Genomic DNA, 26,423 nt, shown 5'->3' on the forward strand with positions numbered 1-26,423 from the left:
GCGTGTTGCGCGCCGTCCGCCCGTCGCCACCTGTTAATTATGACAGTAGCCAAATCCTTCTTTAACGGCGTTTGATAGGTCCAAGCGCAGGAGCATTTCCTGTCACGCGTGACAACTTTCTATTGGAGAAAGCCATGCCTACCAAGAACAGCAAGCCGGCCACGACCAAACCCAAGAAGGCCTCGCCGGTCAAACCCAAGTTTCTTGACACGCTGCGAGTCCCTGGGATGTCCCCTGCATTTGCGGGCTATGACGGTGGTATTCCGCTCTGGTTGCTGGCCAGAGGCCTGACCGTGTCGGTGGACAAGAATTGGCCCGCGAAACCCGGAGACAAGATTGAGGTGCTTTCTATAGTGGGGATGAAGGTACTTGCAGAGAAAACCCTGGAACCTGGGGAAGAAGCCCGCAGCAGCTTCTCCTTTGCCATTTCGGACAGCGACCTCCCCAATGGGGATCTGATACTGGGGTACAGGGTGTGGTACACCGGCGGCCCATCCAATGACCTCTCTTATCCGCTGACCCTGATGGTCAAGCGAACCCTCCCGGCCGGCGAGGATCAGGACCACATCACTCCCGGCCATTCCGCACTCAATTTCAAAATATCCGATACGGAGATCAGGGAAATTCAGGCCGAGCGAGGCGTGACCATAACCTTCGAGCCTTATCCGAATATGCATCCACTGGATCGCATTGAATGCCAGATTGGTAGTTATTTAGCCCCCTCTCAGCAGGTAACCGGTGTCGGCCAACAGACCGAGATAAAACTCAACCGCGATCAGATTATCCAGATCGGTAACGGCACCAATCGATTGGTGAGTTTCCAGGTTGTCGACGCCGTTCGCAACGTATCCACCCCCCGCTCGCGCAACATCCCGGTGCTCGTGGAAGTGGGCAGCGCCAACTATGCCGCGCCTATCTTCGCAACCCAGAACTATCCAGGCTTGATCGACCTTGAGTCACTTAACGGCGGGCCTTTGCATATGCAGTTGTTCACTTATCCGTGGGAGGGCCCTGTTGGCTACACGTATTTTGTGTCTTACCAGGGCTACCCAAAGCTGGGGGGCCGGGTACTGCACGATCAATACATCCCCATCGAAGCGGCCGGCCGGCCTCATGATTTTTTCGTACCTCATGACAAAGTGCGTGCCGTGGCCGGTGGCAAAGTGGAGATCAGCTTTATCCTGTTCCAAGGGCTCAATATCGTGGGTTACTCAAAAATCGCCTCTGCCACCGTGCAGGACGCGATCATCCGATTGCAGGCGCCTATTTTTTTGCGATACCCCTCCCATGTCGTCAACCCCATCCCCACCGGTGGTGCCGCCGTCGAAATTCCTTGGTACGCATGGCGCAGGCCCACTGACAACATCATGTTGCTTATGCGTTACGTGATACCGGGCAGCCATGACCTGATCCTCTACGACGACCTGTTTACCGTGGGGCAGGTGCCTGAAGGCGTGCCCATCAGACGTCTGATTCCCTATGAACATCTCTTGAGGTTCAACGGCACCACCCCTGAACTCTATTACGTGTATGAGCCCGAAAATATTCTGGCGCGCAGTACATCGCTAAACGAATCGTTACGCCAGGAAGTACGGATTGGTGCGCCGGGCCGTGGGAGATGAAGCCGCTGCGGTTTCTATCAGCCACACCGCCCCTCTTGGAGGCCTGACCATGTCCCGTAAAACCAGAACCCCGGCCCGCCGTCCCCGCAATGACCACGACCTGGGCCCAGTGCTGATCAGCGGTATCGAGCCCCCTCCTGTAGGGGATACCCAGTCTGACGGCGCACTGGGCGCACGCCATGTGGAACATAATCTGGAGGTGCTGCTCCTGGCGTTCCCGGGGGTAGTGCTGGACACGGAGATCTACCTGATTTGGAACAACCCTGAAGCCCCGGTGGATTACCTCATCATCCAACCGGACAACCTGGGGAACCGGTTTTTCAGCCTCACGGTGAATAAAGAGCAAATTCTGCCGGAGTGGGCCGAAGTCTATTGCCTGATCAAGCGCCCCAGCGGCAACCGCTCTAAAACCAAACCATTGAAGCTCAGGGTGAAACGCAGTCGCCCGGCGCACCCTGATCCGAACCCGGACGCCGACGGTAACCAGGGCCTGGTGTTTTTTCTGCCTGCCGACCTGGAGGCCGGCAGCCACGTGGATATGGCCCGGGCAAATCGCGGTGTAGTGCTCGAAATCCACCCCTGGGAAAATATGGCCGAGTGGGACACCTGCCGTATCGCCTGGGGCTCCACGCTCATCGAACACGTGGTGACGGCCAGTGAGGTGCGACGCCCATTTGAAATGTTAATTACCCCCGAGCAGATCAAAGAGAATCCTCACTACGTGAATATGCCGGTGGCCATGCAAATCAAGGATGTGGGCGGTAACTACCCCGCTGATCCCGATTCCAAATCGAACTGGTCGGAGACACAGCGAGTAGAAGTCAACCTCGGGCTCTTGCGGCCACGGCCACCGTTCCTTAAGCAAGCCGGAGAAACCGTTGAACTTGATGAGTTGGGTGATGCTGCACAGGTCGTCCAGATATTCATCGATAACGACTTTTTCGAGCGCAACGACAAAATTGCATTTGAATGGGAGGGCCGAGACACTTATAACTTGCCTTTTTTCCATGGTGAGGAGAGAGACGTCAACCTTGTCAACTTCATCGAAGACTTCGACGTGCCCAACGAAATTGTCAGCGCAATCGTCGGCGGCACTGCAATTATGTACTACAACCTCTATAAGGCCAGAGATGATGTATGGTTGCCGTCAAGAAAAGTACGGGTAACGGTTAAGGGCGAGTTCATCGCCTGGCCCGCACCGAGCATCGTAGAAGCGCCAGACGGAGAATTGAATCCAAACTCAAATGCCACGGTTAAATACCGTGCCCAATTTGGCTGGACCGCCACCACACGCATCCGAATAGTATGGGCCGCACACTCGGTTAACTTTGCTGAAGAGTTTGTGCTGGGACCTATTCCGGACGACCGGGAACTTTCATTTACCGTTCCGAATGCACAAGTCAGGCGCTTTAATACATTGCCTGTCGAGGTGTATTACGAACGCATCGACCAGTCACCCCATCGGCAATCCCAACGTCTTCAACTGCAAGTGGGCGAGCCTACAAGGACACTGCCAGCGGTAAGGGTTGACAGCGCTTCGGGTAACTATCTGGACCCGGATAATTTTGGCACCCATTTGATGGTTACGCTCCCGCTTACCGACAGTCTGGGCGACGATGTGATCAAGTTGGATTTGGATGGAGATGTCATCAGCACCTCCGTTCAGATGAAGTTAAATAATGACCAGGCAGGGGAAACACTGGAAATCCCTATCGAACGTAACTTCATCACTGGAAACCTCGATAGATCCATAAGGCTGAAATACAGTTTGGCCCGGGCCAATGTTCCCAGGCGATTTTCCCCGATTCTCGCGTTGCGCGTAATCGCAGGCTTCGACCACCTCACCACCTTCGACAACAGCAACTTAAACGGATGGGTGCCAGGCCCTGCGGTCAATGGAGGGCGTGATATTGAGTTTAGAAAATATGCCACCAACACCGTTTTCCATAACTTTACAAACACCCCCGGGGATAAAAGTGGGGTAATCCTCAGCCAAGGATTTGCCAACTTGCTACCAGGTCATCGATACGAATTCAGTATAAAAGCCAGAAGATTCCGCGGCCTATATGTAGTCCCTTCCCTCTCCCTGAGTACCACTCAAGGCGCTGTCACAGCGCCCACCCAGCTCACCGACTTAGTAAACTGGCGAACACTTTCGGGAAGTTTCCTCGCTAACAGTTCTTATGTCGTGCTTTACATCAATAGTCATGTAGTGACTACCAGTGGTAACGACTACGAAATTGACGATATTCGCTTCAGACGCCTCTAGCCCGAACTTTGCCTTTCGGTGTCTTACCCGTTGATTTATAGAAAGGAGCCACTCCATGTCCAACGTCGTCCCCCCTCCCCCTGCGCCCACCGCCGAACTAGGCGATCTTTACATCCCAAGGCTCCACCCGGCCGCGGCCGGTGATGTGGGGGTCGACGGCAACCTGGGCCTCAGGAATATCGAAACCCCGCAGGTTGTCTACGTGAAAACCAGTTCGCGCACATCACCCGGTGAATTGCTCGAACTGTTCAGCAACGACCCTATCCTTCCCGTCGCTCACACCTTTGTCATGCCCGGGGATACCCAGCGTGAATGGCTGCCAATTCTCCTGCCGGCAGCCAGTATCCGACCTCAATGGATAGACCCGTTGGTGTGCCGGATCAACGCCTCGGGCGCGTCTACCCTACCCCTGCGCTTACGGGTTGACCTTGCACGTCCGGGCGGCCACGACCCCGACCCTTCCAGGCCAGGACACCAGGGACTGGTCATCTATCTGCCTGACGATGTGCTGGTTAACGGCGTCAGTGAAGCCAGGGCCCGCGAAAATATCGAAATTACGCTGATGCCTTACGCCCACGCGGCTCCGGGAGACCAGGTCCTGCTGTGCTGGGGAGATCAACAGGTCACCTATTTACTCACCGAGTCAGATCTGAACCATGCGGTCAGCCTGATAGTGCCTTACACGAAAGTCATGGCCGCCCGCGACGGCAGAGAACTGAACGTGAGGCTTCAGGTGCGCGGGCATACCGGTAACTTCACTGACCCGGCTGAACGCTGGTCTGCCGTCAGCAAGGTATGGGTATATGCACAACGCGATATTTTGAGAGAGCCTTACAGCGCCGAGGTTGACCCGCAAACCGGGGTCATTGACCTGGAGAAGCTGGCAGGCAAATCCGTCACGGCTTCGGTGTTTGCTTCAGCGGATTACTTCGAGACGAGAGATACCCTGGAATTTGTCTTCAGGGCTACCGATGCTCAAGGAAACACTGTCACACATCGCGAGGAACGCCCAGTGGAGCGGATCAACGCGATCTATGACTTTCCGATCCCTCCTGCGTTCATGGGCGGTCTGGCCCAGGGGCATGCCAAGCTGTATTACACCCTGCGCAAATATGTCGGTTCAACGACGATGTATTCGCAAGCTGCCTACGTGAGTGTCAAAGGTGCAACGGTTCTGTGGCCAGCGCCCTATGTGATCGACACCATGCCCTTCGCTGAAATACGTCCGGTACCGAAAGATGGGCAAGCCTACGTGCCTTACCAGGCCAGCTGGAAACCGTGGGACCTGATCACACTGGTCTGGCTCTTGCCTGACCGAGACGGCAGCGTGGAATACCGCTTCACCCGCAGTGCAGGTGAGCGCCCGGAGCACGACATCATTGAGTTCGTACTGCCCGTGGCCCAAATCAAGCGATTCGAGGGGCGCCCTTCCGAAATGCACTACGAGGTCAATGGTACTGATGGGCGGCTGCTGGGTGAGTCGGCGCGCAAAAGCCTGCTGGTGGGAAAACCGTTGGAGCCCATGGCCGCTCCTGTAGTCGACAAGGTTGCCGGCCATTACCTTGATCCGGACCTGGTACCGGAGGGCGTCTGGGTCACCATCCCTGACCCGCCTGTCGGCCAGCATGTTCGACTGCACTGGTTTGGCCCGGTGAACCGCATTGTCATGCTGATGCATATTTCCACACCCGGTGAAGTTCGAATCAAAGTCCCGGCGAAGTATGTATCGGACAACCTCAATCGCATCGTAAAAGTCTATTGGGAGGTCAACCGTCACGGTGTTCCACAGCGCTATTCCGGTGTGGTGACGCTGCGTATTGCTCGCCGAGGCATTTTCGGATTCGAAGACATACCGTAAGGATGATCATCACGCGGCTGCCTGATCGATTTTCAACCCTTTCATGTGGAGGATTCACGATGTCTCGTGCTCCTGAAAGAAAGCTTGGAAGTACAGTCGACGATAGACAATCCGAGCTGTACATCTCGAACCTGGGCATGCCTATCAAGGAGGACACCGAACCTGACGGGTGCATTGGACTGCGGCATGTCGAGCATGATCTCAAGCCGTTACTTTTCCCCGAGCACAAGTTGGCGCTGCACACAGAGATATTCTTGTACTGGAACGGCCCGACGCCAGAGGACTACCTGATTATCGACGAGAGCAATGCGAATAACCCGATGCATACCTTGACCGTGTCCAAGGAAAACATTCTGCCGGAGTGGGCTACTGCCTACTGCACCATTGAGGAGCCCGGAAACGGCCTCGTCGACACCAACCGGCTCAGGCTTCGGATCAAGCTCAACCGTCCCGGCAAAGAAGACCCGGACGCTGACAAACCGGGCCATCAAGGACTGGTGTTCTTCCTCCCCGAAGATCTCGAGGCGGGCGCAGTGATAGACCCCGAACGGGCCAGGCTTGGGGTCGTTCTTGAGGTCCAGCCCTACGAATACATGGCCGAATTCGATACCTGCACAATTGCCTGGGGTTCGCAGCCTATCAGTCATGTGGTAACCCCCAGGGAGGTCGGCAGACGGTTCCAGGTAACGGTTAATGAGAGCGTCATCCGTGCCGCCGGCAGCAACCCTTTCCTGCCCATCGCCATGCAGGTCGTTGATGCCGTGGGCAACTATCCGGTCTTCGACCCCGAATCGGACGCAAATTGGTCACCACCAACCTGGGCAAATGTGGACCTCGGTACTCGGCCACTTGAAGCACCTTTTCTTGAGCAGCCAGGAGACGTTATCGACTTGAAACGGCTCGGGGACGCGGCGCAGAAGATCAAACTGTTCCTTGATCCAACGGTGTTCAAAAAAGGCGATCGAGTACGCCTGGATTGGGAGGGGCGAGACGCAGAGAACTTTCCTGTGCCCTACAGCGAGGAAAAGACCGTCGAGCGCACCAATAGCTTTATGGAGTTCTATGTCCCGAATGAAAGAGTCAAGGCCCTGGGCGGCGGCGTCTCAATGCTGTCTTGCAGCCTTCATTCGCTGAACACCGACGATGTGCGTGTTTCGATGAAGACGCGTGTGAGCGTACGCGGGGCCGCCAGTCCCTGGCAGGCGCCCCGTGTCCAGGAATCCGCGGCTGGCTATCTGGATCCGAGTGTTCCTGAGGCGACGGTGGTCATAGTCGCTCCCGACGGATGGGCGGCGTCGACCCGGATTCGTCTGGTGTGGGTGGGTGGCTCGGTGATCTACACCCAGGAATACACACTCGGGGCGATCCCCGCGGATCGCGTCCTGGTGTTCAAGGTCGACGGCGAGCATATCGAGCGTTTCAATGCCCTGCTCACCGAGCTGTATTACGAACGCGCGGACCGGCCATCAAGCCGTGAGTCGCTGCGCTTGCAATTACAGATAGGCAAGCCTGCCAGCGCGCTGCCCCAGGCACGGGTTGAAGACAGCCGTACCGAACAGCAAGTGCTGGTGATACTGCCTTTTACCGAAACCGAACCCGGAGACGCCGTGACATTACAGTGGATTGGTGACCAATCGAGAACCACGGTACCGAACACACTGGATTCAGAAACGGCTGGCCGGGAACTGCACATTCCGATCCCAGTGAATGACCTTGAGGAGGGGGAAATCGTACGGGTGTATTACAGCCTTATACGACGAGGCCAACCCGTCCGTTATTCGAAGCTGCTTGTGTGGGTAATGGGCTACGGTGCTGGATGCCAACCATCAGTTGAACGACCGAACCTGCCCTAAAAACTCGAGCACCAGCGCATTGACCCGTTGCGCCTGCTCGTTCTGGATCCAGTGACCGCAGTTGGCCAGGCTATGCAGTTCAAGGTCAGGCACCCACTCAGGCATGCGCTTGAGCGTGTGGGCCTCAAACACCCCGACCGGATCGCGGTCGCCAATCAGGAACAGGGTCGGCTGCAACACCTGGCGGCCGGCGAGGAATTCGGTGCGCTGCCAGTTGCGCTCGAAATTACGGTACCAGTTCAACGGGCCGCGAAAGCCGTGTTCAGCGAAGGTTTGCACGTACACGTCGAGGTCTTCCTGAGTACACCAGGGCGGCAATGCATCGGGCGTTGAAGTGCCCTCAAGCAACGTGGCGGTGGCCGGTTTCTGCTGTAGAAACACATCCTGGTCCTGCATGAACAGGCGCAAGGTGCGTTCGATATCGGCATCCAATTCCTGCTCGGCTACACCCGGTTCCTGGAAATACAGGATGTAATTGAAGCGGTCGGCATACAGCTCGCGCATGATCTCGATCACCGGCCGCCGAGCACGCCCGGCGAAAGGCACGGACATCGTGATCAACCGAGTGACGCGCTCCGGCTCGAGCAACGCCAGGTGCCAGGCCACCACGGCGCCCCAGTCATGGCCGACCATCACGACCTGTTCGTGCCCGAAATGGTCCATGGCCTGCTGGATATCGCCGCACAAGGTCATCACGTCGTAGTCGGCTATCTCGGCGGGTGCGCTGGATTGGCCGTAGCCGCGCATTTCAGGGGCAAATACCCGGTAACCTGCGGCGGCCAGCGCGGGTATCTGTTCACGCCAGGAGTGCCAGCACTCGGGAAACCCATGGAGCAGCCAGATGGGGCGGCCCTGTTCCGGCCCCGCGACATGCACCCATAGCTCAATACCGTTTACAGGGATCTTTTGCGCGGGCAGTTGGCTCATGGGCGGGGCCTTTCCTGGAGGTTTTTGCCTAGCCTGGGGGATCCGTCGTGCAAGAACCAGCATTATTGATGGCAGGAATAGCTCAATAAACCGTCCACCATCCCGGCAACAACTGGCGGACCCGCGCCTCCCCGAACCGATCATCCATCAACATCACCACACCCCGGTCGTGCTGGCTGCGGATCACCCTCCCCGCCGCCTGCACAACCTTTTGGATGCCGGGGTACAGGTAGGTGTAGTCGTACCCTGCGCCAAAAATCGCCGCCATGCGCAGTTTTATCTGCTCGTTGACCGGGTTGAGTTGCGGCAATCCCAGGGTGGCGATAAATGCGCCGATCAGGCGTGTGCCCGGCAAGTCGATGCCTTCACCGAACGCGCCGCCCAGCACGGCAAAGCCGACGCCTTGGCTGTGCTCGGTGAATTGATCGAGAAAGCCTTGGCGTTCGGCCTCGGCCATGCCCCGCGACTGTTGCCACAGCGGGATCTGCGGGTGTGTTTCGGCGAGCAGTTGCGCCACCTGTTGGAGGTAATCAAAGCTTGAAAAAAACGCCAGGTAGTTGCCCGGTTGCCGGGCGAACTGGCGGGCGATCAGCTCGACAATCGGCGCCAGGGAGGCTTGGCGATGCACGAAGCGGGTGGAGATGTCGTCGACGATGCGCACGTGCAGTTGTTCGGCCTTGAACGGCGATTCCACGTCGACCCAGGCGGTGTCCGCTGGCAATCCCAGCAGGTCGGCGTAATAGTGGCGAGGGCTCAAGGTGGCGGAAAACAACACGCTGCTGCGGGCCGCCGTCAAGCGCGGCCGGATGAATTCGGCAGGCACCACGTTGCGCAGGCACAGGGTCGAGCTGCTGCGTTTGCCGCCGAGCTGGCGCTTGCTGATGTCGAAGATAAAGTGCTCGTTGAACAGCTCGGCGACCTTGGTAAATTGCAGGGCTTCGAAGTAGAAGGCTTGCAGGTCACCGCTGAGGGCTTCGGGGTGGTCGTTGAAGTAATCGCCCAGGGCGCTGGTGCACAGGCTCAGGGCCTGAAGCAGTTTGTCCGGGCGCACGGTGTAGGCCTGGTACGGCGCGAGCTGGTCCTTGTGCAAGGCGTTCCATTCACGGTTGAGGCGCTGCAGGGGTTTCTTCAGCGGCTCGGGCGCGGTGTCGCGCAGGATCTTCAGGCTGTACTGGTCGAGGCTGGCGCTGTACATCGAACGGGCGCGTTCGACCAGATTGTGGGCTTCGTCCACCAGCACCGCAGCGCGCCATTGGTTGAGTTGGGCCAGGCCAAAGAGCATGGCGCCGAAGTCGAAATAGTAGTTGTAGTCGGCGACCACCAGGTCGGCCCAGCGCGCCATTTCCTGGCTCAGGTAATAAGGGCATACCCCGTGAGCGAGGGCGACATCGCGCAGGTTGCGCTGGTCGAGCAGGCGCACCTTGGACGCGGCGATGCGTGCGGCGGGCAGGCGGTCGTAGAAGCCTTTGGCCAACGAGCAGGCGTCGCCGTGGCAGGCTTTGTCCAGGTGTTCGCAGGCCTTGTCCCGCGCCACCAGTTCGAGAACGCGCAGGGGCAGGTCGCTGCTGGCATGCAGCACCGTGGCGGCATCGAGGGCGAGTTTGCGACCGGGGGTCTTGGCGGTAAGGAAAAACACCTTGTCCAGTTGCTGGGGCGCCAGGGCCTTGAACAGCGGGAAGATCGTGCCGATGGTCTTGCCGATGCCCGTGGGCGCCTGGGCCATCAGGCAACGGCCGGTGCTGACAGCCTTGTACACCGACTCGGCCAGAGTGCGTTGGCCGGGGCGAAAATCGGCATGGGGAAAACGCAAGGTCTGCGCCGCAGCGTCGCGCGCTTCGCGGTGCTGCATTTCCTGGCGGGCCCAGCCGAGAAACAGTGCACATTGCTGATTGAAGAACGCTTGCAGCTCGTCCGCCTGGAAACGTTGATCGAGCAGGGTCTCGCCTTCGCCGACGATATCGAAGTACACCAGCGCCAGGTTGATTTCCGTAAGGCCCAGCTTCTGGCACATCAACCAGCCGTACACCTTGGCCTGGGCCCAATGCAGTTGCCGGTGGTTGGCGGGCTGGGCAGCCAGGTCGCCGCGATAGGTCTTCACTTCTTCCAGGCGGTTGGCGTCCGGGTCATAGCCGTCCGCCCTGCCCCGCACCTTGAGCTGCTGGTAGTCACCTTCAAGGGCCACTTCGTTCTGGTAGTGCGCGCTGCGCCGCGACGCGACGGTGCGATGGCCCGCTATGCCTTCCTGGGCGCTGGGCGACGGGGTAAAGCGCAGGTCCAGGTCGCCCACCTTGGCGGTGAACTCGCACAGCGCCCGCACGGCTACGCTGTAGCTCAAGCGGGTTGCTCCGCCCAGCGTACGTAGCAGACGGTGACGGGCATCTGGTATTCGCCGCAGAACTCCAGCCAACGCAGCTGGTTGTCCTGCAGGCGGTCGCCAGGGCCCTTGACCTCGATCATGCGATAGGTCTTCTGCGCCGGCCAGAACTGGATCAGGTCCGGCATGCCGGCGCGGTTGGCGCGGATATCCAGCAGCAGCCGTTCGAACCAGTAGCGCAGGTGTTCGGCCGGCAGGCAGGCCAAGGCTTGTTCCAGCAGGTCTTCACTGAGCAGGTTCCAGAACACAAAGGGCGACTGGATCCCCCATTTATCGAGGTAGCGTTGGCGGATGGTGGTTGTGTAGCGCCCGTCCTGCAGTTGCGCAAAACACGCGTCAAACAGGGGGACGCGGCGCGCGTGGAAGTCTTCGCTGTGCAGGTCCGCAGGCCCACGCTGGAACGGGTGGAAAAACGCCCCCGGCAGCGGTGCGAAGATCGCCTCCCAGCACAGCAGGCCGAACAACGAATTGATCAGGCCGTTCTCGACGTAGTGCACCGGTGCATCAGGTGCGCTGAGGTGGGCCTGGACACAGTACTCCACCGACATCAACGGTTCCGGTAGCGCAAGTTCCAGGTCCAGGCGCGTGACTTCGCGGGATTTGAGCGTCGGCAGCCGGGGTTCGCCCAGCTTGCGGCGCAGGCGGGGCATCACGCGCAACAGGTGTTGCTGTTCGGCGGCACTTTCCGGTGCCTGTTGCGCGACGCTTGCCAGGGCCATGGCCTGGGCGTAATCCTCCTGGCGCTCCAGCACGCGAATCAGCCGCGCGCGGGCGCCGGGGTAGGCGCAGGTGCGGTAGATCTGCTGCGCCAGGTCCAACTCGGCACTGCGCTCGCAATACTGGCCGAGCTGGAACAACAGCTTGGCCCGGCGCTTTTCCAGCCAGGGGTTGTCGGTGTTCAGCGTGGCCACTTCAGCCAGCACCTGCGCCAGCGCCTCACCGCGTTCAAACGCCTGCTGGCATTGGTGCAGGAACAGAAAACCGTGCACGTCGGCGCGACTGCGCAACCCCCGCGATTCGGCGCAGAACTCGACTTTTTCATAGGTGTAGATGCCCAGGTCGGCGAGCACGAACTCGGACCAGTCCTGGTGCAGGTTGCCGAAAAACATCAGCCGCAGGCGGTCGCATAACTCCATCACGGTGAGGCTGTACAGCGTGTCGGCGAGGTCCGGGCACCAGTCGGCGAAACGGCGCGTGTCGGTGAACTGCGCCGCCAACCCTTCCAGCCAATCGACCTTCTTGCCCTTGGGCTGGCCGATCCAGGGGGCGAAGGTGCTGAGGATCTCGCCTTTTTGCAGCAAGGCGAATAATGCTTCAAATGCCAGAAGATGGTTGTCGTCCACCCATCCCAATTCCCGCAAAGGCGCGGCAGCGGCATGGGGGCAACCGATCTCCACGTAGTGCAGCTTGCCCGCGCGAAAATGCACGCCCTTGCGCATCACCATGCGCACCAACAGCGCCTGGGACGCTTGCGGCAACCTGTCGAATTGCTGAATGAAATGCTGTTCGTCAGGGTCGAGCAGATCGGCATAGCGTTGCCCCAGCCAATGCAGGACCTGGCGGAAGTTATGCAGGTAATAGAGCGGGTTTTCGAGGGGATTGGCCATGGTACGCATTGGTCGAATACTGGTTATGCATACAGAGTGCCGTCGTAAATGCGGTGTTGCAATCGGTAATAGATAAATGGCACACGCAACTTTTTGCATAAAAATGATCAGATGGGGAGTCGATGGCGTAACATTTGTCGCCCGCGTCCCTGGCGTGGGATTTTTCAGGGTTAAAGGTAAGGGTTATGAACATGAAGAATTTGGGGCTGCCACTGGTTGCACTCACTTTTCTGGTATTGGCCGGTTGCGCGACGCAAACCGTAGTGACGCTGCAAAATGGCACGCAGTATTTGACCAAGGACTCTCCAAAAACCAAGACGGCCGACGGGTTTTATGAGTTCACCGATATCGCCGGCAAGCGCATCCGCGTCAAAGCCGACGATGTGGCCACGGTGCGCAAGGAAGACTGATTTCCGGTGGCCCGCACTGAACAAATGTGGGAGAGGGCTTGGCCCCCTCCCACCGTTTTAACCGATCACAATCCCCTCCCCCGACAAGCCAACCACCCCCACCAACGTCACCGAATCCGCGCCAAAACTGATCACCGTATCCCCGCCCACGACCTTGGCGTGATCACGGTAATCCGCACTCCCGTCAACGTCCCTGAACACCAGCTTGTCCGTTGCTTGATAGCCGATAATCCGGTCCTGGCCAAACGGCCCGCTGAACAAAAAGGTGTTATGCCCGCTGCTGTCGCGGATCGTGTCATTGCCCTTGCCGCCCTCGATAAAGTCCGCGCCCTTGCCGCCCTGGATCAGGTCATTGCCGTCGCTGCCAATGATGTAGGTATCGCCCTTGTGCGGTTCGGCATTGCGGTTGAGGTCCTGCACCCAGGTGGTGGCGCGTGCCGGGTCGGACAGGTTGGCGACGATAATCGTCGAGTCGCGGCTCATCTGCCCATAGAACCCGGACTCGAGGATGCGCGTCATCCCGTCGCCATACCCCGTAGGCAAATGGGAGATCCAGGTCGGCAGGTTGGTGATGGAAAACGGCAGCACATTCCACAACGTCGAGGCGTAGTGGTCGTTGAAGCTGACGATATTGTCCGTGGTCGATTCATGGGGTTTGTCATGCACGCCCAACGATGACCAATTGAAGGATGAGCCGTCCAGCGCCCGGAATACCGGGTCGTTTTCGTAGCCGATATTCAGCACCTTGTCGCCGGCGCTCTGGGTCGGCGAGGCGTAGGCCAGGTAGTTGGCGTCCTGGTAGAAACCTGCCCATTTGCTGCTGCTCAAGTCGGCCATGCTGTTGACCGCCAGGCCGCCCAGGCTGTGGCCGCTGACCACCACGTCGTGGCCGCTGAGGCCGTGGGCACTGGCGTAGTCGGCGACGTTCTTGAGCAGGCCGCCAAAGGCTTCGCCGGCGTAGTTATTGGCGTAATCCTTGGGCCCCAAGGCCGCGAGCAGATCGCTGACCAGATCGCCAATGGAGTCGCTGACCAGCGTTTCCCGAGGGCCCGACGTACCGCGAAAACCGATACCGATTTCCAGCAGCTTGCCGGCGTCATCGTACTTGCCCAGCACCTCGACCTGGGCCGTGGTGTAGCCAGCCTTTTCGCCGAAGAACGTGCCGCGGGCGTCGACCTTGCCGGTATAGCCCAGGGTGCTGGCGCTGATGGGGGTCCAGCCGGCTTGTTGCACGGCCTCCAAGGCGGCTTTCTCCGAATCCGGGTTCCAGGGAATGCCGGGAATCACGCCCTGGGAATCCGTGCTGCCCAGCAGTGCACCCACCAGCGTGGCGGGCAAACCGAGCCCCAGGCCGTTGTGCTGGTAGCCCACGGCAAAGCCGTTATCCAGGTTGTGGTAGGTATACAGCGTGATCGCCATGGCATCGGCGAACAACGCTTTGGAGCCCTCGGTCCCGAGGTTTTTATAGTCGAACACACCCATGGTATTGCCTCTCTGTTGTTGGAATTGTCGAGAAAGTCAATTAATGCGGTGCCGGCCCGAACGCCTCATCCACCTTGGCCAGGTCGGTGTCGCGCAGGTTGCCGGCGTAGTAATGCAGTTTGGTCCAGGCCATCAGGTAGTCGTAACGCGCCTGGGCCAGGTCGCGCCGCGTGCTGTAGAGCTGTTGCTCGGCGTTCAGCGCATCGAGGTTGACCCGCTCGCCACCGAGGATGCTCTGCTGGGTCGACACCACCAGCGCTTCTGCGGAGGCCAGGGCCTTTTGATAGGCGCGCAGTTTGCTCACGCCCGACAGGCACGCGCTGAACTGCCGACGCAGTTCGATCAGGGTCTCGCGGGTCTTGCCTTCCAGTTCGTACTCGGCCTGTTCCATGGCGCGGCTGGCCTGGCGGGTGGACGCAGAGATGCCGCCACCGGCATACAACGGCAGGCTCACTTCGACGCCGATCGTGTTGGTGTCGTAGCGCTGGTTGTAGGTGTTGCCGCTGTCGGACTCCTGCTGGCGCGAACTGGCATACGCAGTGACCTTGGGCAGGTGCCCGGCGCGGTTACGCTCCACTTCATAACGGGCGACTTCCAGGGCCTGGCGCTGGGACGCCAGCGTGGGGTTGTTGCTGATCGCCAGTTCATGCCAGGTGTCGTAGTTCGCTGGGGTCAAGGTGAACGCGGCGAAGCCTTCGTTCAACGGGGCGAGGTCGTCGATGTTGACGCTTTGCACACCGATCAGCGCGCCCAGTTCTCTAAGCGAGGCATCCTGTTCGTCCAGCGCCTGGATCTCTTCGGCGGTGGCCAGTTCATAGCGCGACTCGGCTTCGAGGATATCGGTGCGGGTGCCCTCGCCCTGCTGGAACAGGTGCCGGTTCTGCTGGAACTGCTGCTCGAAGGCCTTCTTCTTGGCCCGTGCGATGTCGATCTGGTCCTGGGCAAACAGCGCCTGGGTGTAATAGCTCAGCACCCGCACCAGCAGCGCCTGGCTCTTGTCGCGAAAGCTTTCATCGGCGAACAGCGCCTGGGCCACGCCCTTGCGGTAGTTGGCGTAGGCCTCATAGTCGAACAGCGGCTGTTGCAGGCTGAAGGTCGAGCCGTAGCTGTTGTAGTTGCGGTCGTCGTGGTAATTGACGCCGCGCCCGTCGGGCAAGGTGGCCTGGGAGTTGTTGCGGCCCTTGTTGTAGTTATACGACAGCTTGGGCAGCAGGCCTGCGCGGCCGATGGTGCGGTTTTCCAGGCCGGCGTCGCGCTCCTTGATCGCGCCGAGAAACACCGGATCGTTACGCAGGGCCTGCTCGTACACATCGAACGGGCCCATGGCGGCCTGGGCATTGACGCAGGTGAACAGCAAGGCGATGAACACAGCTTTCATGTTCATTCCTCGGTCAACGCGGAGCCGGCGCGGTCGAGCAGCGGCTTGAACAGGTAATTGAGCAACGAACGCTCGCCGGTGCGCACAAACATCTCGGCGGGCATGCCCGGCTTGATCACCAGGCCGTGGAGGGTCTCCAGTGCCGCCTCGCTGACGGTGGTGCGCAGCACGTAATACGGCGCGCCGGTTTTTTCGTCGAGCATCTGGTCGGCGGAAATCAGACTGACCTCCCCCGGCACGCGTGGGGTGCGGCTCTGGTTGAAGGCGGTGAACAGGATATCCACCGGCAGGTGCGTGCCGACCTTGTCCACCAGGTGCACCGGCAAATGCCCTTCCACTTCCAGGCGCGTGCCCTGGGGCACGATTTCCAACAGGGTTTCACCGGCACGCACCACGGCGCCTTCGGTGTGCACGCTGAGGTTGACCGCAATGCCGTCGGCCGGTGCGTTGATCTCGCTGTGTTGCAGATCGAAGCCGGCCGAGGTGAGCTGCTGCTCGAGGGTCAGGCTGCGCAATTGCGCGTCGGCCAACTGGCTGCGCACGTCCTTCTGGTATTCCTCACTGTGCTGCTGCAATTTCAGGCGCGATTCAAGGATGCCCTGCTCCACCCGGCCGCTTTCGCCGGTGTTCTGCGCCAGGTCCTGTTGCACCTGGGACAGCTGGCGTTGGTACTCCATCAGCCGGTTGCGCGGGATATAGCCGTTGTCGGCCAGGGGTTGCAGGTTGCTCAGTTGGTCGCGCAGGGACTGGGCCTGGGCGGTCAGGTCGCTGCGGGCGCGGCGCATGCCGTTGAGCTGCGCGGTGGCGCCCTCGATATTCGCACGGATGCCCGCCTGTTCACGGGCAAAGGCTTCGCGACGGCTGCTGAACAATTGGCGCTGGCCTTCCAGGACCAACGCCAGTGCCGGGTCGGGGTTGCTGCTCAGCTCGGCGGGAAAGGTGATAGCGGATTGATTGTCGCGCTCGCTCTGCCACCGCGCGACGCTGGCCCAGGCCATGCGGTACTGGGCCTGCAGGGACTGCACGTCAGCCTGGTGCTGGGTCTGGTCGAGACGGAACAGCGGCTGGCCTTGCTTCACAAGCTCACCCTCCTTGACCAGGATCCGACTGACCACGCCGGGGCTGAAGGTTTGCACCGCCTTGCGTTTGCCCGACACCACCACCGTGCCCTGCACCGGGATGCCCTGGTCCAGGGGCGCCAGGCTGGCCCAGAGGAAAAAGCCACCGGCACCGACCACGGTCAGCAGCCAGCCCATGCGCGCAAAGAACCGGGCGTCGCGCTCTTTGAAACGTGGTTCAACAGTGATACGGCTCATGCGCCTGGATTCCTTCCGGCTTGATACTGACGGCTGAAACTCACACCGGGTTTTTCCTTCGGTGCTTCCTGCTGGCCCGATAACGCTCGCAGCACGTCCTGGCTCGGCCCGAATGCCTGCAAACGCCCTTCGTTGAGCACCAGCAATTTATCGGCCTGGGCCAAGGCCGAAGAACGATGGGTCACCAGTACCACACTGCTGCCCTGGACCTTCATCTGCACAATGGCGCTGGCCAGCGCGGCTTCGCCGACGGTGTCGAGGTTGGAGTTGGGCTCATCCAGGACGATCAAGCGCGGCCCGCCGTACAGCGCACGTGCCAGGGCTACGCGTTGTTTCTGGCCGCCGGACAGACCACCGCCGTTATCGCCGAGGACCGTGTCATAACCGTGGGGCAGGCGCAGGATCAATTCATGCACGCCGGCTTGCTGCGCAGCTTTCACTACCAACTCGGGGTCGGCCTCGCGAAAACGTGCGATGTTGTCGGCGATGCTGCCGCTGAACAGTTCGATGTCCTGGGGCAGGTAGCCGATGTGCGGGCCGAGGTCGTCGCGGTCCCAGCGGTGAATGTCCGCACCGTCCAGGCGCACGGTGCCGGCCAGGGTCGGCCACACGCCCACCAGCACGCGGGCCAGGGTGGATTTGCCGGAGCCGGAGGCACCAAGCACGCCGAGCACTTCGCCGGCGCCAAGGGTGAAGCTGACCTGATGCAAGGTGGGCATCCGCCGCCCGGGCGGCCCCGCGCTGACCTGTTCGAAGCTGACCTGGCCCTTGGGTGCGGGCAATTTCATCTGCTCCACTTCCGGCGGGAACTCGCGCAGCAGTTCGTCCAGCCGCTGATAGGCCAGCTTGGCCGAACTCCATTGTTTCCATACCGCAATCAACTGGTCGATGGGGCTGAGTACACGGCCCATCAGGATCGAGCCCGCGATCATCATCCCGGCGGTCATGTCGCCCTTGATCACCAGCAGCGCGCCCAGGCCCAGCACCAGGGATTGCAGGCACAGGCGCAGGGATTTGCTCAATGAGGTGATCACCGAGCCGGTATCACTGGCTCTGTTCTGCAAACCCAGGAACTGCGAATGCACAGCAAACCAGCGGTGGCGCAACGCGCCGAGCATGCCCATGGCCTGGATGGTTTCGGCGTTGTGCAAATGGCTGGTGGCCAGCTGCGTCGACTGCTGGGAGAAACCACTGGCCTCGCCCAAGGGTTTCTTGGTCAAGTATTCGTTGAGGCACGCAAGGCCGATCAACAGCACTGCGCCGGCCGTGGCCAACACCCCGAGCCAGACGTTGAAGAGGAAAATCACCAACAGGTAGATGGGAAACCACGGCGCATCGAAGAACGCAAACAGCGCCGGCCCGGTGATGAATTGGCGGATATGGGTCAAGTCACCCAGGGATTGCCCGGCATGCCCCTGGCCGCGTTGCAGGTTGCGTTCGAACGCGGCCTTGTATACGCGCAAGTTGAAACGCCGCTCCAACTGGCTGCCGATGCGGATCACGATAAAACTGCGGATGACCTCGAGCAGGCCAATGAAGGCAAAGAAGCCCACCACCATCAGGGTCAACATCACCAGGGTGGTTTCATTCTGCGAGGAGAGCACACGGTCATACACTTGCAGCATGTAGATCGACGGCACAAGCATCAACAGGTTAATCAACGCGGTAAAACAACCGACGCTGATCAAGATGCTCTTGTATTCACCCAGCGCCTTGAATAAAGGCGCAACCGCATGGGGCCTGGCCATAGGTTCTGATCTTCCTTGAATCAAATTACGCGCATAAGTTTGCCGTCCTCCGCGATAGAGGCCGCTCAACTAATGAAATCGAGTTATAGGTTTATAACAACAACTAAGGCACTCGTTTTAATTCAACCACGGTGCCGGACTTCGTCCGCGCCTGATACTCACCGTCTTTCTGACGATTCAAATGGGTGATCCCGCTGCCTTCGGCATTGAACAGCCAGATACCGTCGGGTGTGGGCGACCAGGTCAGGGGCTTGTCCCCCAGCCACTGCGCCACACAGGCCACATCGCCGCCCAAAGCATTGGCCTGCTCGAGCAGGTCCAGTGCACACACCTGATCCTGCTGGTGCAACTGCCAATGCCCGGCCAGTTGGGCGCTGGTGGGTAAAACAAGACTGCTCGCCATTGCGTGGGCTCCTGCCGACACGAACATCACCTGCAACACGCAGGCGATCACATTGTAAAAACGCTGCATCTGTACGCTCCAGCCTGGAGGCGCGGCGCTTGCGCGCCGCGCCCGTGCATCATGCCACGATGTCGCTGACCGCTGCCTGGCCGACGGTGGTGACGAGGAAATCCGCCACGCCGTGCCCGGAGAAGTCGACGGCCAGGGTGCCCAGGTTGGTGCCTGCCGCGTAGGTCAATACCGCATCGCCGGCATGCCCGGTGAAGGCATTGACGAAGGTCAGGCCGGCCCCTTTGGTGATGCCGCTGAGGTCGATCTTGTCGGAGCCCGAGGTGAAGTCAAAGATCTTGTCCGCCGCCCCTGGTTTGGAATCGGAACTGGCGCCGAACACAAACGTGTCGTTGCCCGCGCCGCCCCACAGTTGATCCGCGCCGCCGCCACCGTAGATGAGGTCGTTGCCGGCCCCACCCTTGATCACGTTGGCCGCGTTGTTGCCGATGATCAGGTCATTGCCCGCGCCGCCGAACGCGTTCTCGACCGTCACGCCCTTGGCGATGGAGACGTTGCCGACCAGGCCGCCAACATCGGAGAACGAGGCCTCATTGAGGTTGATCTTCTGGTTCTGGGTGAAGCCGGAGAAGTCCAGGGTGTCATTGCCGCCACCGTCCCAGACCGAGAACACCAGCTTGTCGGCGTTGGACGTGGCGCTGAGGAAATCACGCCCGGTGTTGGAGTTGAACCCGTAGGTGGTGTCGCCGGCGCGGGTGTTGTAGTTGGCACCGTAGAGCTTCTGGATCGCGGCGATGTCGTCGATCAGCGGGCCGGAGGCATAGGCTTCTACCCCGCCTTTACTGAAGTTCTGGTTGGTGTTGCTCTCGCTCCAGTAACTCATGAGGCTGTAGCCGCGCGTGTCCTGTCCATAGGTCGCGTCGTTGTAGGTCGGGGCGCCTTCGCCGGCGTTGTAGTCGCCAGGGTGAGCCAGGCCCAGGGTGTGCCCGATTTCGTGGGTCAGGGTCTGCCGGCCGTAGTTGTTCAGGTCCGGGGTCTTGTTCGGCGTGTAGCTGTTGTTGGTCAGGTACCACGAGGTGCCGTCGTAGCCTGCACCGGTGCCGGGCAGGTAGGCGAAGGCTGCCGCGCCGTCCTGGCCGCTGCTGTAGTTGCCGAATGTCATGTGGCCGTCACCGCCGCTGGCTTTCTCGGTGAAGGTGACGTTGGCCACGTCCGACCAGGATTGCATGGCCAGGGCGGCCTGTGCCTTCTGCTGGGCGTTGAACTGGCTGAAGCCCGAGATGCCATGTTTGTTCATGGTGCTCGAGGACGCCGAGGTCAGGAAGGTGTAGGTCAGGTCGATCTTGCCGTTGCCGTCAAAGTCCCGGTACGCGGCGCCGTCGCGCAGCAGCTGGGTGGCCGCCTGGTCAACGGTGTAGGAGGGTTTGCCATTGATCGTGAGGTTGCCGCCACGGTCATACAGATGGCTGAAGCTATCGATTTGCGAGTAAGCGGTGCTGGCTTGCGCCGCCGACACGATAGCCTTGTCTTTTGCTTTTGACATAAACGTACTTCCTTGTTTGCAAATGCATCAGTCTTGGGTCGATAGGAATCCCGTGGGCGAGATCGTCCTATCACTCGCCTCTTTTGAAGGCGTCACGAAACTGACACAACTTGAAATCTTTCGTCTACATCTTTTCCAGCATGAAAATCGGGCAACAAACATGCATTCCAAGTTAGGCGCCGTATCTGTTGGGCAACGTTGCTGTTGTCCGACAAAAGACAGCGGAGGATTATTTAAATATTAAATAGCGCTAAAGCCGCTCAAGTTGAACGGCGTACTTGATAATTGGATCCATTGTATTGTCACGGTGTCATTAGCGACATTAAACGGCCACTGTTTATATTTATATATCGGCGCCAGCCCTCCATTATCGGGACCCGCGCCAGCCCGTGTCGTGCAATGCCCGTAACAACGTTTCGCCTTTCAAGCCCGGCACCTGTATACCGTCGTCGGTCACCATGTCTTCGCCCGCCAGGATCGCGTTGATGATCGCCTCCTCCACCGCCTCCGCCGCAGCGCTGAACAGCGGGGAAATATGATCGTTATTCACCATCTGCAAGGTGCTGCTCAACGGCAGGCCTTTGCGCGCGTAGTCTGCTGGCGGCAGATCCTGGTTGCCGGTGGCGAAGGCCAGGAACAGGTCACCGCTGGAGTCCTCGGTGCCGCCGCCGGTGCGTGCGATGCCGATAGACGCGCGTTGTGCCAGGCGCTGGCATTGGTGCGGCAGCAGGGGCGCATCCGTGGCGATGATCACCACGATCGAGCCCATGCCCGGCGTGCCTCGTTCGGCGAAGGGTGACGGGATGTCCATCAAGCAGCGGCCCACCGGATAACCGTCGACCCGCAGTTCCTGGCGCTTGCCATGGTTGGCCTGGACCAGCACGCCGACGGTCCAGCCGCCCTGCTCTGCCGGCAAGCGCCGCGAAGCGCTGCCGATACCGCCCTTGAATTCATGGCAGATCATCCCCGTCCCACCGCCCACGGCGCCTTCTTGCACGGGGCCGCGTTCGGCGCTCTCCAGCGCCTGGCGCACATGCTCGGGGGTGACGTGCTGGCCCCAGATGTCGTTGAGCAGGCCGTCGTAGGTTTCCATCACCACCGGCATGCACCAGTACACCGCCGGGTCCGCCAGGCGCTCGCGCTCCAGGGCAATCAAGGTGTCGCGCACGATGCCGATGCTGTGGGTGTTGGTGATGGCCAGCGGCGTGGTCAACAGGCCCGCCTCGCTGATCCATTCCAGGCCGGTGGCGTCGCCATTGCCGTTCAGCACGTGATACCCGGCAAAGCATGGCTGCAACCGCGCTTCCCCGGCGCGGGGCTGGACCACGCTGACGCCAGTGCGCACCTGTTTACCGTCGACGCGGGTCTTGAGCGTACAGTGACCGACCCGAACCCCGGGAACGTCGGTGATGGCATTCAACTCACCGGGTGTGCCCAGCCCCAACGTGATGCCCAATTGACGTGCACGCATAACCACTCCTTACAATTTTTGAAAGGCCGGACTCGACCGGCCGCTGATGCAATACAGAATCACCGACAGGGCCAGCAAGCCGATGATGATCATGATGTCGCGTACTGACGCCGCGTAGATCAAGGTCACCAGCAAGTAACCCGCGCCCAGTGCAGCCAGCAAAGCCGGCAGCGGCCACAGCGGCATGCGATAGGGATGCTCGCGGTCGCGCAGCAGCACGCGGCTCATCAGCGCGCTCAACGCCACCACCAGGTACACCAATATGATCAGCAATACGCTGAACGAGGTGAGGTCGGCCAGGTTGGAGCTGAAGCTCAGCAACGCCGACGGGATCGCCAGGAACAGCGTGGCCAGCCAGGGTGAATCCCAGCGCGGATGAATGCGGGTGAACAGCTTGTTGATGGTAGGCGTCCACAATGCATCGCGCCCGCTGCTGAACACCACGCGGCCGATCTGGATAACGATGGCGACGATGGCGTTGAACACCGACAGGAAGATCCCCGCACTGACCAGGCGCGACAGGGTTTCATTGCCATGGCTGGTGAGCAGGTAGCCGATGGGGTCCGGGCTGCTGATCATCGCACTCAGCGACGGCGCGCCGATCAGCAGCGCCGTGATCGGCACCAGCTCGATCACCACCACCAGGCCCAGGGACCACAGCACCGCCTTGTGTACGCCCTTGCCCCCGCATTTCATGTCTTCGGCCAGCAACACGGCGGGGCCGTAACCGTTGTAGGAAAACAGGCCAATGCCTACCGCGCCGATCACCAGGGCCCAGGGCGCCAGGTGCAATACACCGTTTTCGACGATCTGGGGTTGAAACAGCACGCTGGCGGGCTGCACCGGGTTACCGAAGCCGATGCACACGATCACCAGCAACGCCGCGACTTCCAGCAGCAGGCAGGTCCCGGTGATCCAGGCGTTGAGCTTGATATTGAGGATGCCCAGGGCGTAGCTGCACACCACGATCACCAGGGCCACGGTTTGCGCGTCGAATGTCGTACCCAACGCGTTGTTGAGGTAGGTGGCGGCACCGGTGGCCAATACCGGCGGGATAAACAACAGCATCACCAGCACGGTCAGGAACGTCGCGTAGCCGGCCATGCCGCCGAACACGCGCTTGGCATACACATACTCGCCACCGGCGCTGTTATGGGCGCGGCCCAGTTCGGCGTAGCAAAACGCGAACATCAGCGCGAGCAGCCCTGCCATCACGAACGCCAGGAACACGCCGCTGCCGGCCTGCTGGATGGCAAAGGGCGCGATCACGAAGACGGAACTGGCGGGGGTCACAGCCGAAACGGTAATGGCCACCACATCGAAGACGCTCAGGGTGGGTTTCAGCACGCCGTCGGGCGTGGGGGAAGTGCTCATATCGTTATCCTCTGTCGTTGTTCTTGGTGTGAGGCAGAAACGAAAGGTCTGAAAGTGACGGGATATGTTTCCCGCTGAATGATGCCAAAGGTAACCGTGGGGTTTATGCCAGCCAATTCCCCTATTGGCGTACTCCCCTTGACGGCTCCCGGCAAAAGCCGAACCCTTGGCCGACCTTTTGCTGGCGGGAGCCTGCTACATGAGCCTGTTTCGTGAAGTCGGCATGCACGCCGGCCTGGGCCGCACCGTTGCGCACATCGGCACCGAGCGTTTCTGGAAACAGCTGGTGCTGTTGCTGCACCAGTGCGTGCCCTTCGATAACGCGCTGGCGATCTTCTACCCCGTGGATGGTGCGCCCCAGGCACTGGAAGAGTACGACGCCCAGCCGAGCAGCAAGCCGGCGTCGATGCTGGTGTACCTCAATGGCCTGTATTTGCTCGATCCGTTTTTCCAGGCCTGTCGCGAGGGGTATGCCAGCGGTGTGTATCGCCTTGAGGAAGTGGCGCCGGACCATTTTCGCCAGAGCGAGTATTTCCTCAGCTACTTCCACGACAACGTGCTGGAAGACGAGGTGCAGTTGATCCTGCAATTGCCGGGCGCGGGGACGTTGTCGCTGTCACTGGGCATGCAGCGGCGATTCAGCGTTGAGGAGACCGGGTTGCTGACGACGCTGGCCGCCTGGGTGCTGCCGTTGATGCAGCAGCATTGGCAACAAAGCACCCGGCGCGTGCCGGCCATGGACAGCCAGATCAGGGATGCACTGAGCCAATTCGGTTGCGGCGTGCTTTCGGACCGCGAACTGGAAATCGCCCGCCTGGTACTGCGCGGGTTCTCGTCCAAGGCCATGGCCGAACGCCTGCATATCTCGCCGGACACGGTGAAGGTGCACCGCCGGCATCTGTACGCGAAGCTGGACATTTCGTCACAGCCGGAATTGTTTTCATTGTTTATCCAGTCGTTGGGGCATGACCTGGAAAACCCGTGAAGCCCAGGGTGTACTCAAACCCAGTGTGGGAGGTCCCACACTCTCTTCGACCTGGCGCTGTCGCGCAGAAAACTGGGACCCCTGTGGTGAGCGGGCTTGTCCCGCGTCGAGCTGCGCAGCAGCCCCAAAACCAGGCGCAGAGGAATACCTGATACACCGCATTCGTCTTCATCAAGGGCGCTTCGCACCCCAGCGCGGAACAAGCCCGCTCACCACAAGAATGCGGTCGCCTGAAATTGTTTATGCAAGACTCCGATTAATGGGGGGCTCGCCCTCCCCCCACATCAGACTTCTTCAGCGACCCATACGAATGGTGTTCCACACCCGCGTGCGAATCCGGTCGATATTCAGCGGCATCGCTTCCAGCGCGAATAACTTGCCCATCATTTCGTCGCTGGGGTAGATCTTGGTGTCCGCCTTGATCTCAGGGTCTACCAGGCTATCCGCTGCACGGTTGCCGTTGGCGTAGTGCACGGAGTTGGTGATATCCGCCATCACCTGGGGCTCCAGCAGGTAGTTCATGAACGCGTAGCCGGCCTTTTCATCGGGGGCATCGGCGGGCATGGCGACCATGTCGAACCAGATTGCGGCGCCTTCCTTGGGAATCTCATAGCCGATCTTCACCCCATTCTTGGCCTCCTTGGCGCGGCTTTCGGCTTGCAGTACGTCGCCGGAGAAACCGACCGCCACGCAGATGTCGCCATTGGCCAGGTCGCCGGTGTATTTCGAGGAGTGGAAGTACGCCACATAGGGGCGCACTTTCATCAGCAGCGCCTCGGCCTTTTTGTAGTCCTCGGGGTTTTTACTGTGGGGCGGCAGCCCCAGGTAGTTGAGGGCGATGGGCAGCAATTCCGGGCCGTTGTCGAGGATCGCTACCCCGCACTTGCTGAGCTTTTCCATGTACTCGGGCTTGAAGATCAGGTCCCAGGAGTCGACCGGTGCGTTATCCCCCAGCACCGCCTTGACCTTGTCGATGTTGTAACCGATGCCGGTACTGCCCCACAGGTACGGGAAGCCATGGGCATTACCCGGATCGTTGTTTTCCAGGGCCTTGAGCAGGACGGGGTTGAGGTTTTTCCAGTTGGGCAACTGACTCTTGTCGAGCTTCTTCAGGGCGCCGCCCTGGATCTGCCGTGCCATGAAGTGGTTGGACGGAAACACCACGTCGTAGCCGGAGTTACCCGTCATCAGCTTGCCGTCGAGGGTTTCGTTGCTGTCATACACGTCGTAGCTGAAACCGATGCCGGTTTGTTTCTGGAAATTCTTCGTGGTGTCCGGCGCGATATAGCTGGACCAGTTATAGATCTTCACCGTCTCGGCGGCCTGGCTGATAGCGGCCACCAACATCATGGGCAACAGGGCAATGGCTTTCATGGTTCGATTTCCTGGCGATTTTAGGGCTGTTTTTATGGCAGGCGATCAAGGATCAAAGCGTTACAAAATCAGTACGTAGGTTTTGCGCACGGTTGCCTGGATGTCCCAGATACCGGTGCTGTTGGCCGGCAACATCAGTGCGTCACCGGCTTGTATGTGAACGATTTCACCGTTGTCAGGGGTGAAGGTGCAGCGCCCCTGGATAAAGTGGCAGAACTCCTGGGATTTGATCTGCCGACGCCAGCGGCCCGGGGTGCATTCCCAGATACCGGTCTCGACGCCGTCGCTGCGTTCAACGCTCAAGGTCGAGGCCACGGCGATCGGCTCGCCCAGGGGCACGGCCACCGGTGATGAGTCCGGCAGGTGGGCATGCAGCGTGTCTTTGAATTGAGTGATGCTCATGGGGTTTTCTCGTGTAGG

At 60.1% G+C, this 26,423-nt stretch carries 19 protein-coding genes; 6 read left to right on the forward strand and 13 right to left on the reverse strand.

What is annotated here, in order from left to right:
- Positions 1-134: 134 nt before the first annotated feature.
- The 4 genes from J1N02_RS30205 to J1N02_RS30220 are packed head-to-tail and all read left to right on the forward strand — an operon-like array spanning position 135 to position 7,602.
- Complete coding sequence (locus tag J1N02_RS30205) at positions 135-1,622, forward strand: hypothetical protein (protein ID WP_027605790.1); 1,488 nt, start codon at positions 135-137, stop codon at positions 1,620-1,622.
- 49 nt (positions 1,623-1,671) lie between these two features.
- Positions 1,672-3,891, forward strand: coding sequence for a hypothetical protein (locus J1N02_RS30210; protein ID WP_421148191.1), 2,220 nt, complete (start codon positions 1,672-1,674; stop codon positions 3,889-3,891).
- 55 nt (positions 3,892-3,946) lie between these two features.
- A complete protein-coding gene (locus J1N02_RS30215; RefSeq protein ID WP_092358074.1) occupies positions 3,947-5,749 on the forward strand; it encodes a hypothetical protein in 1,803 nt (600 codons plus the stop codon).
- A 59-nt stretch (positions 5,750-5,808) separates the two neighbouring features.
- On the forward strand, positions 5,809-7,602 hold the full coding sequence (locus J1N02_RS30220) for a hypothetical protein (RefSeq protein WP_421148192.1): 1,794 nt from the start codon (positions 5,809-5,811) through the stop codon (positions 7,600-7,602).
- Here the strand turns inward: J1N02_RS30220 and J1N02_RS30225 are convergent.
- The 3 genes from J1N02_RS30225 to J1N02_RS30235 form a co-directional block, all read right to left on the reverse strand.
- The gene (locus J1N02_RS30225; RefSeq protein WP_027605787.1) at positions 7,576-8,529 is read right to left on the reverse strand and encodes an alpha/beta fold hydrolase; all 954 of its coding nucleotides are present in this window, start codon (positions 8,527-8,529) and stop codon (positions 7,576-7,578) included. The two genes, J1N02_RS30220 and J1N02_RS30225, sit on opposite strands and share 27 nt — an antisense overlap.
- 82 nt (positions 8,530-8,611) lie before the next feature.
- Entirely contained in the window at positions 8,612-10,864 is a 2,253-nt protein-coding gene (locus J1N02_RS30230) for an ATP-dependent DNA helicase (RefSeq protein WP_421148193.1), read from the reverse strand.
- On the reverse strand, positions 10,861-12,510 hold the full coding sequence (locus J1N02_RS30235) for a VRR-NUC domain-containing protein (RefSeq protein WP_146476412.1): 1,650 nt from the start codon (positions 12,508-12,510) through the stop codon (positions 10,861-10,863). The genes J1N02_RS30230 and J1N02_RS30235 overlap by 4 nt, the downstream gene beginning before the upstream one ends.
- A gap of 185 nt (positions 12,511-12,695) precedes the next feature.
- Between J1N02_RS30235 and J1N02_RS30240 the strand changes: the two genes are divergently transcribed.
- Positions 12,696-12,920 (forward strand): YgdI/YgdR family lipoprotein, encoded by a 225-nt coding sequence (locus tag J1N02_RS30240; RefSeq protein ID WP_027605784.1) that lies wholly within the window; start codon positions 12,696-12,698, stop codon positions 12,918-12,920.
- 57 nt (positions 12,921-12,977) lie between these two features.
- Here J1N02_RS30240 and J1N02_RS30245 read toward each other — a convergent pair whose 3' ends face one another.
- The 8 genes from J1N02_RS30245 to J1N02_RS30280 all read right to left on the reverse strand — a co-directional run bounded on the left by J1N02_RS30245 (position 12,978) and on the right by J1N02_RS30280 (position 23,644).
- Complete coding sequence (locus J1N02_RS30245) at positions 12,978-14,402, reverse strand: lipase (protein ID WP_421148194.1); 1,425 nt, start codon at positions 14,400-14,402, stop codon at positions 12,978-12,980.
- Positions 14,403-14,442: 40 nt separating this feature from the next.
- Positions 14,443-15,780 carry a TolC family outer membrane protein gene (locus J1N02_RS30250; protein ID WP_421148195.1) on the reverse strand — a complete coding sequence of 446 codons (1,338 nt, stop codon included), beginning with the start codon at positions 15,778-15,780 and terminating at the stop codon, positions 14,443-14,445.
- A gap of 2 nt (positions 15,781-15,782) precedes the next feature.
- Positions 15,783-17,096, reverse strand: coding sequence for an HlyD family type I secretion periplasmic adaptor subunit (locus J1N02_RS30255; protein WP_027605781.1), 1,314 nt, complete (start codon positions 17,094-17,096; stop codon positions 15,783-15,785).
- Entirely contained in the window at positions 17,093-18,844 is a 1,752-nt protein-coding gene (locus tag J1N02_RS30260) for a type I secretion system permease/ATPase (RefSeq protein ID WP_421148196.1), read from the reverse strand. The genes J1N02_RS30255 and J1N02_RS30260 overlap by 4 nt, the downstream gene beginning before the upstream one ends.
- 103 nt (positions 18,845-18,947) lie before the next feature.
- Positions 18,948-19,316: an AprI/Inh family metalloprotease inhibitor gene (locus J1N02_RS30265; protein WP_027605779.1), complete on the reverse strand. Its 369-nt coding sequence runs from the start codon at positions 19,314-19,316 to the stop codon at positions 18,948-18,950.
- Positions 19,317-19,365: 49 nt separating this feature from the next.
- A complete protein-coding gene (locus J1N02_RS30270) occupies positions 19,366-20,799 on the reverse strand; it encodes a serralysin family metalloprotease (RefSeq protein ID WP_027605778.1) in 1,434 nt (477 codons plus the stop codon).
- 367 nt (positions 20,800-21,166) lie between these two features.
- Positions 21,167-22,270, reverse strand: a complete 1,104-nt coding sequence (locus J1N02_RS30275) for a P1 family peptidase (protein WP_092358080.1) — start codon at positions 22,268-22,270, stop codon at positions 21,167-21,169.
- 9 nt (positions 22,271-22,279) lie between these two features.
- Positions 22,280-23,644, reverse strand: coding sequence for an APC family permease (locus J1N02_RS30280; protein ID WP_092358082.1), 1,365 nt, complete (start codon positions 23,642-23,644; stop codon positions 22,280-22,282).
- A 199-nt stretch (positions 23,645-23,843) separates the two neighbouring features.
- Between J1N02_RS30280 and J1N02_RS30285 the strand changes: the two genes are divergently transcribed.
- On the forward strand, positions 23,844-24,629 hold the full coding sequence (locus J1N02_RS30285) for a helix-turn-helix transcriptional regulator (RefSeq protein ID WP_027605775.1): 786 nt from the start codon (positions 23,844-23,846) through the stop codon (positions 24,627-24,629).
- A gap of 294 nt (positions 24,630-24,923) precedes the next feature.
- On the opposite strand, the gene J1N02_RS30290 is transcribed toward J1N02_RS30285, so the two are convergent.
- Both J1N02_RS30290 and J1N02_RS30295 read right to left on the reverse strand, forming a co-directional pair.
- Positions 24,924-26,003: a polyamine ABC transporter substrate-binding protein gene (locus J1N02_RS30290; RefSeq protein ID WP_027605774.1), complete on the reverse strand. Its 1,080-nt coding sequence runs from the start codon at positions 26,001-26,003 to the stop codon at positions 24,924-24,926.
- Between the two features lie 60 nt (positions 26,004-26,063).
- Positions 26,064-26,405: a cupin domain-containing protein gene (locus tag J1N02_RS30295; protein ID WP_092484117.1), complete on the reverse strand. Its 342-nt coding sequence runs from the start codon at positions 26,403-26,405 to the stop codon at positions 26,064-26,066.
- Between the last annotated feature and the right edge of the window lie 18 nt (positions 26,406-26,423).

This window comes from Pseudomonas sp. NFX5, assembly GCF_049132125.1.
Taxonomy (GTDB): Bacteria; Pseudomonadota; Gammaproteobacteria; order Pseudomonadales; family Pseudomonadaceae; genus Aquipseudomonas; species Aquipseudomonas marginalis.